At 43.6% G+C, this 11,679-nt stretch carries 11 protein-coding genes; 9 read left to right on the top strand and 2 right to left on the bottom strand.

What is annotated here, in order from left to right; all coding sequences use genetic code 11:
* Positions 1-35 precede the first annotated feature (35 nt).
* The 5 genes from MHH93_RS04445 (at position 36) to MHH93_RS04425 (ending at position 7,138) form a co-directional block, all read left to right on the top strand.
* On the top strand, positions 36-941 hold the full coding sequence (locus MHH93_RS04445) for an ABC transporter permease (protein WP_047842804.1): 906 nt from the start codon (positions 36-38) through the stop codon (positions 939-941).
* A 15-nt stretch (positions 942-956) separates the two neighbouring features.
* A complete protein-coding gene (locus tag MHH93_RS04440) occupies positions 957-1,847 on the top strand; it encodes a carbohydrate ABC transporter permease (protein ID WP_500052974.1) in 891 nt (296 codons plus the stop codon).
* Positions 1,848-1,943: 96 nt separating this feature from the next.
* Positions 1,944-3,692 carry a sensor histidine kinase gene (locus MHH93_RS04435; protein ID WP_500052973.1) on the top strand — a complete coding sequence of 583 codons (1,749 nt, stop codon included), beginning with the start codon at positions 1,944-1,946 and terminating at the stop codon, positions 3,690-3,692.
* 4 nt (positions 3,693-3,696) lie between these two features.
* Positions 3,697-5,376 carry a response regulator gene (locus MHH93_RS04430; RefSeq protein ID WP_500052972.1) on the top strand — a complete coding sequence of 560 codons (1,680 nt, stop codon included), beginning with the start codon at positions 3,697-3,699 and terminating at the stop codon, positions 5,374-5,376.
* Between the two features lie 118 nt (positions 5,377-5,494).
* Complete coding sequence (locus tag MHH93_RS04425) at positions 5,495-7,138, top strand: extracellular solute-binding protein (protein WP_500052971.1); 1,644 nt, start codon at positions 5,495-5,497, stop codon at positions 7,136-7,138.
* 76 nt (positions 7,139-7,214) lie between these two features.
* Here MHH93_RS04425 and MHH93_RS04420 read toward each other — a convergent pair whose 3' ends face one another.
* Positions 7,215-7,475, bottom strand: a complete 261-nt coding sequence (locus tag MHH93_RS04420) for a hypothetical protein (protein WP_440388717.1) — start codon at positions 7,473-7,475, stop codon at positions 7,215-7,217.
* Between the two features lie 92 nt (positions 7,476-7,567).
* The gene (locus tag MHH93_RS04415) at positions 7,568-7,696 is read right to left on the bottom strand and encodes a DUF4023 family protein (RefSeq protein ID WP_124114522.1); all 129 of its coding nucleotides are present in this window, start codon (positions 7,694-7,696) and stop codon (positions 7,568-7,570) included.
* A 202-nt stretch (positions 7,697-7,898) separates the two neighbouring features.
* On the opposite strand from MHH93_RS04415, the gene MHH93_RS04410 reads away from it, so the two are divergent.
* The 4 genes from MHH93_RS04410 to MHH93_RS04395 all read left to right on the top strand — a co-directional run bounded on the left by MHH93_RS04410 (position 7,899) and on the right by MHH93_RS04395 (position 11,640).
* Positions 7,899-8,651, top strand: a complete 753-nt coding sequence (locus MHH93_RS04410) for a TrmB family transcriptional regulator (protein ID WP_500052970.1) — start codon at positions 7,899-7,901, stop codon at positions 8,649-8,651.
* Positions 8,652-8,776: 125 nt separating this feature from the next.
* Positions 8,777-9,940 carry an MFS transporter gene (locus MHH93_RS04405; RefSeq protein WP_500052969.1) on the top strand — a complete coding sequence of 388 codons (1,164 nt, stop codon included), beginning with the start codon at positions 8,777-8,779 and terminating at the stop codon, positions 9,938-9,940.
* A gap of 277 nt (positions 9,941-10,217) precedes the next feature.
* Positions 10,218-10,919, top strand: coding sequence for an SDR family NAD(P)-dependent oxidoreductase (locus MHH93_RS04400; RefSeq protein WP_500052968.1), 702 nt, complete (start codon positions 10,218-10,220; stop codon positions 10,917-10,919).
* 310 nt (positions 10,920-11,229) lie between these two features.
* Positions 11,230-11,640: a MarR family transcriptional regulator gene (locus tag MHH93_RS04395; protein ID WP_500053325.1), complete on the top strand. Its 411-nt coding sequence runs from the start codon at positions 11,230-11,232 to the stop codon at positions 11,638-11,640.
* The last annotated feature ends 39 nt before the right edge of the window (positions 11,641-11,679 follow it).

Raw genomic sequence — 11,679 nt, 5'->3', positions numbered from 1 at the left:
GCTCCTATAATTAACGTTGAAGGAGGAGTCAGCTTATGCGTTCCAACTACAAACAATTTATACGAAATGTTCCGCTACATCTTATGATTCTGCCTGGACTGCTGATTATTATTGTATTCGGTTACATTCCGATGGCGGGTCTATCCATTGCCTTTCAGAATTTCTCACCCATTGCCGGATTCAAAAATATGAACTGGGTGGGCCTAGACAATTTCAGGTATCTGTTCGATCTACCGGGGTTCTCGCAGGTTGTATGGAATACGGTATTTATATCGACGATGAAAATTGTTTCGGGCTTGGTCATTCCGGTGCTCGTGGCCTTATTGCTTAATGAGGTTCGCAAGACAGGATTTAAACGAACGATCCAGACCGTAATCTATATGCCTCACTTTTTCTCATGGGTTATTCTGGCGGGAATCATCGTGGATGTGTTATCTCCAAGCACAGGGATCGTTAATATGTTGTTGAAAGCCGTGGGAATTGACCCGATTCAATTCCTGGCCAGTAATGAGTGGTTCCCTTACATACTTGTCATCACGGACCAATGGAAAGAATTCGGATTCGGGACCATTATCTATCTGGCTGCCCTCACTAATATTGATAAGTCTCTCTACGAGGCATCTGTTATGGATGGAGCGGGAAGATGGAAGCAGACATGGCATATCACACTGCCAGGTATTCGCCCGATCGTAATTTTGATGGTAACGCTTAGTCTGGGTAACGTACTTAACGGTGGCTTTGACCAAGTGTTCAACCTCTATAATCCATTGGTGTACGAATCAGGAGATATTTTGGATACGATGATCTATCGGATCGGATTGCAAGATGCACAGTATTCTGTATCGACAGCATTGGGTCTAATCAAATCCGTCGTTTCCTTCATTTTTATCGGACTCGGTTATTTCTTGGCCTATCGGTTCGCGAATTATCGGATATTTTAGAAAGGAGGCAGAATCATGCACCACGCTTCAAGAGCCTATCGGTGGTTCCTAGGGTTTAACTACGTCATCCTGACGATTCTTGCCTTGTTATGCCTGTTCCCGATTGTGAATATATTAGCGATTTCATTTAGTTCGAGCGATGCGGTAAAAGCGGGAAGCGTCACATTCTGGCCTGTGGATTTTACGTTGTCCTCATACCAATACATTCTGGAAAATCAGCAGTTCCTCAACTCATTCGGCACAAGCCTTCTTCGTGTCGTGCTGGGGGTTGCAACCAATCTGATCTTCACGATTCTGGTAGCTTATCCGCTCTCCAAAGAGGCCGCCAAATTCCGCTCAAGAACATTCTATGCCTGGATATTCGTATTCACGATGTTGTTCAGTGGAGGGTTGATCCCAGGCTATCTGGTGGTTAAGGAAGCGGGATTGTTGGATTCGATCTGGGCATTAATTCTACCAGGCGCTGTTCCGATCTTTAATGTACTTCTCATGCTCAACTTCTTCCGGGGATTACCGAAGGAACTTGAAGAGGCCGCCTGGATGGATGGGGCAGGGCATCTCCGCACCTTGTGCAGTATCTATCTTCCTATTTCACTTCCTAGTATTGCGACCATTACGCTGTTCGCCATGGTGGGACACTGGAATGCTTGGTTCGATGGCATGATCTATATGAAGAGCCCGGAAGGCTATCCGCTTGCTACATATCTTCAGTCCATGCTACAGCAAGTGACGATGATTCAGAGTGAGATGATGACCCTTGAGGATGCGACGCTCTTAAGTCAGGTATCGGATAGAACAACCCAAGCTTCCCAGATCTTTTTGTCCGTTATTCCGATTCTGCTCGTGTATCCGTTCCTGCAGCGGTATTTCGTTCATGGGCTTGTCGTCGGAAGTGTAAAGGGATAAGATCGATAGAAGGAAAACCGATCGATGGAAGGAGCCGATTTCTGGCTCCTTTTTTGCTATTAAGGTGAGAAGAAAGAGGAGAGGGGAGATGGAAATTTGAGATTCATCCGGGGGAGCTGGAGAGAGTCATCGATTGTCGTCAAACTGATGATTGCTTTTGTACTGGTCATTCTGCCGCTGTACGGGATAAGCATTATGATTACGCAAGTCAGCTCCAAGCAAATGCAGACGGAGGTAGAGAAGGCACATGAGTCCAAATTGTACTTCTACCATAACCATCTGCAATTCGAATTGGAGCGAATGAGTGCGCTGGTAACCGAATTTTCATTTGATGAACCCATGTCCACGCTAAGTACACGAGCAGCGATTATGAGCAGGTATGAAGTCACGTCCAGTCTGAACAACATTCACAATAAGCTGGGTCAGATTATGGTGACGAGTCCTTACATTAGTGATGTTGTCTATTACGTTCCCGCTCTACATAAACGAGTCAGTGCGGCGGACGGGATTCGGGACGTAGAGGATACCGAGTGGAAGAATCTGCTCGCGACGATGGGGAATCTGAATGGCGAATTATCGCATTCCAATAACGATCTCTATTTCCTGAAAAGTAATCCATATAACATGAACCATGAGGAACCGCCCAATTTCATACTAGGAATACGCTTGTCTGCTGAAGAATTGAAACACCGATTGCAACAACTGTCGGAAACGGGGGAAAGTGAGATTACGCTGAGTTTTGGTGAACAGCATCATGTTGTAATCTCTTCTTCTGAGCAGCCCGCATCTGTTAAACCCATTCAAACGATTTCTGCTGAACCGACCGAGTCCATGCAAGTTACAAAGTTCCAATCTGATCCATATCTCTATTATTCGTTGCATGATAAGGATCACTCGTTCACGCTGACAGCGACTATACCGCAGGATGTGCTGAGGGCACCGCTGGAACAATACAACGTATGGTTATGGATGGTAACCTTTATGTCGGTTGTGATCATAATAGTCTTCTCGTTTTCAATCTACAGATCGATTCATCAACCCTTAGGGGTGCTTATTCGAGGATTCAGAATGGCAGAGCAGGGCCAGACAAGCGTACATATTCCTTCATCCAGAAGGGATGAATTCGGGTATTTGTACTCCCGCTTCAACCATATGATGGAGCGCTTACATATCTTGATCGATGAGAATTATGTAGCACGGATTCGAACAAGTGAGGCGGAACTCAAACATCTGCAATCCCAGATTCAACCTCACTTTCTATACAACAGTCTGTTCAGCATCAAGCAAATGGCTGAAGTGGAGAATGTGGAGCTCATTCAGGAATTTACCGACTACCTGGGTCAATATTTCAAATACATGTCTCGGGATTCTCATACGGAGGCATCGTTGGGGGCTGAGATTGACCATGCCCTGATCTATGCATCCATTCAGAAAATTCGATTTGGTTCGAGGATTCGATTGGAATTGCAAGATTTGGATGCAAGATACAGAGTTATTTATGTTCCCAGAGTCATGATTCAACCGATTGTAGAGAATGTGTTTGAGCATGCACTAGCCAAACGTAGTCAGGGAGGTATTCTACAGATATCGTACCAACAGGATCAGGATAATTTATCCATTCACATTGAGGATGATGGGGATCAATTAAACGACGAGACATTGATTTACCTGCAATCTGCCTTTGAGGAAACAGAGCGAAAATATGGAAACGAAGAGATAACCGGGCTCCTCAATGTGAATCAGCGATTAAGAATCAAATTCGGGGTTGGTTATGGTCTTACAGCGCAACGAAGTGAGCTCGGTGGGTTGTGCATTATAGTGAAGATTCCATGGAAAGGGGAGTAGCGTTATGCAACGTATGCTTATTGTAGATGATGAACCCGTTATTCTGGACGGACTGTATGCGTTCTTTCAAAAAGCAAATCTTCAGGATATGGAGATTATCAAGGCATACTCTGCCTATGAAGCTATCGATTGGTTGAACTCGGTGAAGATTGATATTGTGCTCAGCGACATCTGTATGCCTGGCATGGATGGTATGCAGTTGATTGAGCAGATCATGGATCGTTGGCCAAGATGTAAAGTTCTCTTGCTGACGGGTCACAACGAATTCGATTATGCGCACCAAGCTATTCGAAATCCTTGCGTTGTTGATTACCTGTTAAAGACAGAGGGTATGAGTCACATTCGAGCTGCGGTAGAACGGGCGTTAACAAAGATCTCGGAGGAGAATGATTTTCGCTACCAAGCTGCCTGGTTTCGCGGCAAATTGCCACGAGCGCTGCCCCAGTTGCAGCGTCAATTGCTGCTGGATGTGCTGAAGCGAACGGATAGACCTGATATCGCTTCACTTCAGGAAGAGCTGGATGCCGTGCAGCTCCCCTTCCAATCTGATCAACTTGTTATTCCTGTGATTAAAAGGGTAGAGGAGTGGAACAACTATCATTCTCAGGCGGATCGCAGTCTCATCCGGTATGCCGTTGCCAATGTTGCGGAGGAATTGCTGCAGGACAAGGCCAAGGTGAAGGCAATTGATCTGGATGCTCAGGTCATCGCGTGTTTTATCCAATCCCAGGAGACGCATCCGTCCAACGGATCCAATATGAAAGAGGAGCGAGGGAGTCAGCTGGATAGCTGGAAACAGACCCTTCGTTTTGTCTATGGTACATTGGAGTCTGTGCAGCAATCCTGTGCGGACTGCCTGAATCTCTCTGTATCCATCATGGTTAGTGAGCAGGCGGTAAAGTGGAGCAGGATTAATCAGGCGATCGCGCAGTTACGACTGTCGATTCACGAGAGTCCCGGGCTTGGGATGGAGAAGCTCCTGCGTGTAAATATTCAGGATGAACTGCCTTACACCCCAAGCATTATGAATCAACAGGGTGTTGCAGCGCTGCATCTGGATCAGATCAAACAGCGAATAACCGCTGGGGATCGGGAGTGGATAGAGTCTTTCCATAAATGGACCGAGGCTGCGAAGGAGGGGCTTCAAGATCCATTTTTTCGCATGAGAACGTATACGGGTGCAGCAAGTGTGCTCATTGAAGTCCTGCACGAACTGGGGTTATATGAATCGGCAATGGAAGAGATATCACTGCCTCGAATGCTGAATTTTGACATCCATACGGCGTGGACGGATTTGATCCTATTTTATCAATCTGCATATGAATGGATGATCTCGAAACGTACCGATGCCCGCCTGAATGACCAATCACAGATTCTGATCACGATCCATCACTACATTAAGCATCATCTGGAAGATGACCTCTCGCTCACACGAATTGCACAGGAAGTCTCTCTTAATCCGTCTTATCTGTCACGTTGGTACAAACGAGTTACAGGTAAAGGCATATCCGACTATATCCATGACCGCAGAGTGGAGCGGAGCAAGGAGTTGCTTCTGGGTTCGACCTGCAAGATGCATGAAATATCCGCGAAGGTTGGATTCAGTGACCAGCATTATTTTTATCGTTTTTTCAAAAAAGCAACAGGCTGTACCCCTCAAGAGTTTCGGGATCAGAAAAGTTAAACGCAGTATCAAATGGTAAATCAAAGATACCAGATGTCAACGGGGTACACTCGAATTGATAACGCTTTCTTAATAAAATGAAATTATACCTCACGGGAGGATTAAAAGGGGGATTCGCATGAATACATCGTTCAAGAAGTTCTCATTGTTAACGTTAACCATGGTACTGGCCACTACGCTTGCAGCCTGTTCGTCCGGTGCGGGAAATACCGAGAATGAAGCAGAACCGAACACTCAGCAGGATGCGGGAGGACCACTTACGAAATATGACCCACCCATTAAATTAACGTCCACCATGAATGAAACGGGGAAAGAATCGCTCGCCCAAGGAGATACGCACGCCAATAACATCTGGACCAGAGGGTACAAAGATGAGCTTGGTATTGATGTAACGTACGAATGGATTGTTCCCGATGCCAATTATAACGATAAGATGAATGTCACGCTGGCGAGTGGTGATCTGCCGGATGTACTGAAAGTGAGTGCTGTACAATTCGAACAACTGCATGAAGCAGGGATGCTGGAGGATCTGAGCGAAGTATATGACAAGTATGCATCCGAACTGGTTAAGGAGTTCATGTCTGCTGAGGATGGAGCAGGCTTAAAACCCGTAACGAAGGATGGGAAAGTATATGCTATGGTTAGCTTCCCAGGCTCGCTGGATTCCTCGGATATGATCTGGATTCGTCAGGATTGGCTGAAAAAGGTTGGGCTTGAAGCACCGAAGTCCATGCAGGATGTTATCCAGATTGCCGAAGCCTTTACCTTCGAAGATCCTGACGGAAATGGTAAAGATGACACGTACGGCATTGCTTTAAACAAAGATTTGCCTATCAACGCGTTCTTGCTCGGCTATCATGGTTATCTCGAAACCTGGATTAAGGATGCTTCAGGTCAAGTTGTGAATGGAACGATTCAACCGGAAGTGAAAGAAGGATTGCGAGAGCTTCAGACTCTGTATCAGAAGGGTGTTCTCGATCCCGAGTTTGGGGTGAAGGATTTTGCTAAAATGATGGAGGATGTCAATGCAGGCAAGTCAGGCATGTTCTTTCTGCCACAATGGGCACCTTTTCAGGTTAGCAGTATGATTAAGAAAGACAAGAATATCGACTGGATGCCTTACCCGGTTCAATCGATCGATGATCAGCCAGCCAAAACACAGAACCATCTTAGTCTGGGCGGCATATTTGCCGTTCGCAAAGGCTACGAACATCCGGAAGCGTTAATCAAGTTGCTTAATTTCCAGGCTGAAAAAATGTTCGGTGAGTCTGCCAAGGAAGAACGGGCTGCTTATTTGAATGGACTGACTGGTCTTGGTTTTCACAATGCAACGGTCTCCAACCTGCCAGCCAACAAAAATGTGAAGGCACAAGATGAAGTGGAGCAGGCGCTCAAAACAGGAGATACGTCCGGATTGGAACTCGAAGCGAAGCTGTTCTATGATGATATTATGGATTATCGGAATGGAAATCTCGACAAGTGGCATATGGAGCGAATCTTTGGCCCAGAGAGTTCACAAGCTGTGATTAAACATTACCGGGATAATGATCTGATTGTCATGAATGAATTCATCTATGCACCAACGAGAACGATGAATACGAAGCAGGCAACACTGGATAAACTGAGAGCCGAGACGTTTCTGAAAATCATCTATGGTAACTTGTCGATTGACGAGTTCGATAACTTTGTAGCCAATTGGAAGAAACTTGGCGGGAATCAGATTACACAAGAAGTGAACGATACCATCACAGCTAATCAGTAGAAAGATTGATTCATATAATCAAAGAATGAAAAAATGGTGCACTCCTTAAGGAGCGGCACCATTTTTTATAGATTGTTTATTTACGCTTCAATAACAGAATTCCGCTAATTTCTGACGTTTTGTAGCGGTATACCACTCTGAATCCAATGTCATTGTCCAGCAAGCAGTTCAGTGCATCAATCAGACGTGCACCAGGAACTAGGGTGAATGTGCACGGAGACGTATTGCCAATCACACGTACACTTTGGATTCTGCGCGCAGAACCGGGAACGAGCGGATTTCTGGACCAATAGATTAATACCAGATCCGGTTGTGGAACAGCATTGACACGAGCCATCCTCATCATCTCTTTTCTATTAAAGGTTCTTAATAGTAGATGAAAAGTAGATGAAAAGGTGTTAGACGGAAGACATGCATTCAATAAATAGTCTATTTATTCGTAGAGTGCTGTTTCGATGGCAACTTGTCTCCTGGCGTTCCCTTGCCGTTGTTTTTGTTCTGACGGGCTTTTTCGGCATTTTCATTCACTTTCTTCACAAAATCTTGCGTGCTCTCCACTTCAGATTACATCTCCTTTCACAAGTGAAATGTGTATTCCCGATTGTTAATATAACCATTGGAAGGTCATTTTATTTTTGGTGATCGTTAAATTGAATTAGAGTCCACCTTTTCAGGTTAGTATGGGACATACTGGACAGGGAAAGTGTAGCCGTCTAAACTAGATAGACCAGACATAATAAGAAGGGATGCCAATCCGAGTATGTTGCAGAAATTCGGTTTTACACAATATGAGAGTCAGGTATACGAAGCTATATTTGCGCAGGATAAACCGCTTGATGCCACATCTATCGTTAATTACTCCAACGTTCCCAAAGCCAAGATCTATGAAGTGCTTAATCGGCTGATTGACAAGGGAACGGTGCTGACCACGATGGATGGGAAGAAGAAATTATATATGGCTGTTGATCTTCAGTCCATTATTCATAAGATCAAGGCTGATTTTGAGAAAGATATTGAGGAACTGAAGAGTTACAAAATCAAACGTACATTCACAGACGAACATATCTGGACGTTAAAAGACGAATCTTCCATCGAATCAAATATCGAACAACTCATCGAGGAGGCTGACTCATCCATTCTTTTCCTGGCTTGGAATGAGCGAATGGAAAAATATCGTGAGTTGCTTGAGCAGAAGGAAAAGCAGGGCGTGTACGTTGAAGTGCTTGCCGTTGGGGGAATGGAGACATCCTTAACTCGGAAATACTCGTTGATTCCATTGCTTGATGCCCCGGAGCCTTCACAGTTGCTCATTGTGGATCACGCGTATCTGCTGTTTGCCGGTGTAGAGCATGATTCATGGAGAGCCATTAAGACGATGTCCAAACCGATCGTTAAAGCGATGACCGATTATTTCTACCATGATGTAGCGCTTACTCAAATCACTAAAAAATACGGTGACCAACTGTTACAGGATGCTGAAATTGAGCGACTGCTTACCCGGTTGATCTATTAAAACTATTCTCTCGGAGGATAGTTTTTTTGTTATATCTTCTTATGAAAACAATTATGAAAATAAGTATTGAAACTTTCAATATTATAGGTTACTATCGTAGTTGTAACTTTTGAGGAGGATTCAACATGAATAAAAAAGTATATGTGCTTGCTATCGCAGCATTCGTGGTCGGAACCGTTGAACTGATCTTGGGCGGCATTCTGGACCTGATTGCTACGGATCTTCATCTATCCCTGGCTAAAGCCGGGTACTTAATTTCTATTTTCTCACTTGTCTATGCGTTGTCTGCGCCTATTTTATTAAATATAACAGCCAGATTTGAACGTAAAAAGGTATATATGTGTACGCTATTTGTTTTTCTGATCAGTAATCTGATCTCTGCGTTCAGTACCAGCTTCTACATGCTGATGGCGGGTAGAGCGCTTGGAGCTGCGACGGGTTCACTTATTTTTGTGCTCTCTCTGACCCTTGCAGCGCGCATTGTGGAACCACAGTACAAAGGACGCGCGGTGGGGACTATTACCATGGGAGGCAGTGCATCACTTATCCTGGGTGTACCACTTGGTATCTTTGTAGGCAACTTGGCAGGCTGGCGTGAAGTGTTTCTGCTGATTGCTATTCTGACTGCAGTGGTGATGGTAGCCATATGGATTGCAATGGATCGTGTGCAGCCTATTCCTGCATTGTCGCTGAAGAAACAGCTAACGGCTCTGTGGAATCCGAAAATGTTGGCAATCCATGCTACGACTTTACTGGTACTCGCTGGTCATTTGACTTTATATGCATACTTCACGCCATTTCTGCAAGAAACGCTGGGAGCCAGCGCGACGATGGTTACCTTTATCTATATGATGTTTGGGATCGCCGCTGTTGCAGGGGGAGGCATCGGAGGCATGTTATCTGATCGTCTGCATCCTGCTAAAGCCATTGTCATTGTGCTGATTCCTTTTATCGTGAGTATGGCTGTCATTCCGTTCAGCGTAGGATTACCTCTGATTGCCTTCTTGCTGCTGTTAAGCATCTGGAGTGCGCTGAGCTGGACCGTTACGCCTGTGCAGAATAGTCTGATTATCAAAACTTCGCCGGAAACAGCTGAAACGCTAATCAGCACCAATTCCGGTATTGCACATGCCGGTATTGCACTGGGTACCTATATCGGTGGTATGGTGATTGATCATTCATCAATTCTGAACACCGGATGGGTTGGTTCTGTACTGATTTTGCTTGGTTTGGTATCTGCCATTTACGCCATTAGTGTTAAGGAAAAAACCGTTCAGGCGGTTGCTTAGAATAAAAATGCACAAAAACATAAACACTATATTCCATATTCAGTTCGTTCTTGGAAGGAAGCAACATAACCAAAAAGGAAAGTCGCTCATTTATCGACTTTCCTTTTTGTCATACACTTATACGATGATATCCATCATCCCTTAGCTTGGTTGAGTTGAAAAACACCCCCTAATAAAAAGCTTGCTATAAAATAAAATCTGTCATAAACTGTTGATACATCAACGTTGATATATCAACAGTTTATGGTGAAATGTATAAAAAAGGAGATCAAAAGAGATGACAAAGACGGCATTAGTAACTGGAGCGAATAAAGGAATTGGATATGAAATTTCAAAACAGTTGATAGAAGCAGGGTATCGTGTTTTAGTTGGAGCACGAGACCAAGAGCGAGGAGAAGCCGCAGTGGCAGCCCTAAGAACATTTGGTGATGCAGAGTTAGTATTATTGGATGTTACTGACTTGGAAAGTATTAGTAGCGCAGTAACCACTATTAAGCAAAATTATCCGGAATTGAGTCTACTAGTGAACAATGCCGGTATACCAGGTGATATGCATAAAGCCGGGTGGGAATTTGACGTTGAGGATCTTCAGAGAACTCATCAAGTTAACTTTATAGGTCCCTTTGCTCTTTCAAAAGGCCTACTCCCACTATTGATTACCAATAAAGGCACTATTCAAAATATCAGTATACCGATTGAGCCATTACCTTTCTTCAATGCATTTGCTTATTCAACATCCAAGGCTCCTCTAAATGTAATGACCAAGTCTTGGGGAATGAGTTTTGAGAAGGAGAATATACCTGTAGAAATATTTGCAGTGATGCCGGGTGCTGTTTCGACGGATTTGAATGGAAATATGACAGGGGATTTTGTAAAAACACCTGCACAAGCTGCACAATTAATTCTAAGCTTTGTATTGGATAATGAAAATCACAATGGACAGATCATTAATTATGATGGAACGTTAGCAGTATATTGAAAATTTCATTTTTAATCCATTTTGAATAGTAGCCAAAACTTCGAATGATAGCATTAAAAAAAGAACACAAACTCCACTTCAGTGCGGAGTTTATGGTCTTTTCTTTCATATAGATATATGATGTGAAACTGATATTTAAAATCATTATTCTATGCCATTTGCACTAAAACCATTGTGATTGCAGGCTGACTTACTTGTAAAAGAAGAAATTAAGTTGTATATTGTCTAATACATTACAAGCCTTGTGCAGTAAAATATGATTAAGAAAGATGTGATAGTTTTGAGCAAAGATTGGTCACAGGACTCTGCGATGTTATACCAAATGTACCGTGTAAACAACGCGATAAATACTACATTCGATGCTTACATCAGCATTAGCCAATCTCGCTTTGAAATACTCGCATTAATATATCAGGAAAACGAAATTAGCCAAAGTGATTTACAACGAAAAGTGACCATTGACAAGGCTGCGGTGGCAAGACACCTCAAACAGCTTGAGGATAACGATATCGTATCAAGAAGAAAAAAAGATGGAGATAACCGCGTAACTTGGGTTAAACTCACTAATTTAGGTAAAGAGCTGATCGAAGTTTCACAACAAGAGAAAGAACACTTTGCGAAAGAATTATTAACGGATATTAGTGATTTAGAACTTACTATGCTCAGTAAAGTTTTAATTCAGTTGAATAAAAATATTGAAAGAATGAAGGGAAATGCTTAAAAATCATTCTTAAACATATGTAAGGAGGTCGCTATTTTA

The organism is Priestia sp. FSL H7-0729 (genome assembly GCF_038005685.1).
Taxonomy (GTDB): domain Bacteria; phylum Bacillota; class Bacilli; order Paenibacillales; family Paenibacillaceae; genus Paenibacillus.
This window is presented reverse-complemented; position numbering and strand designations above follow the sequence as displayed.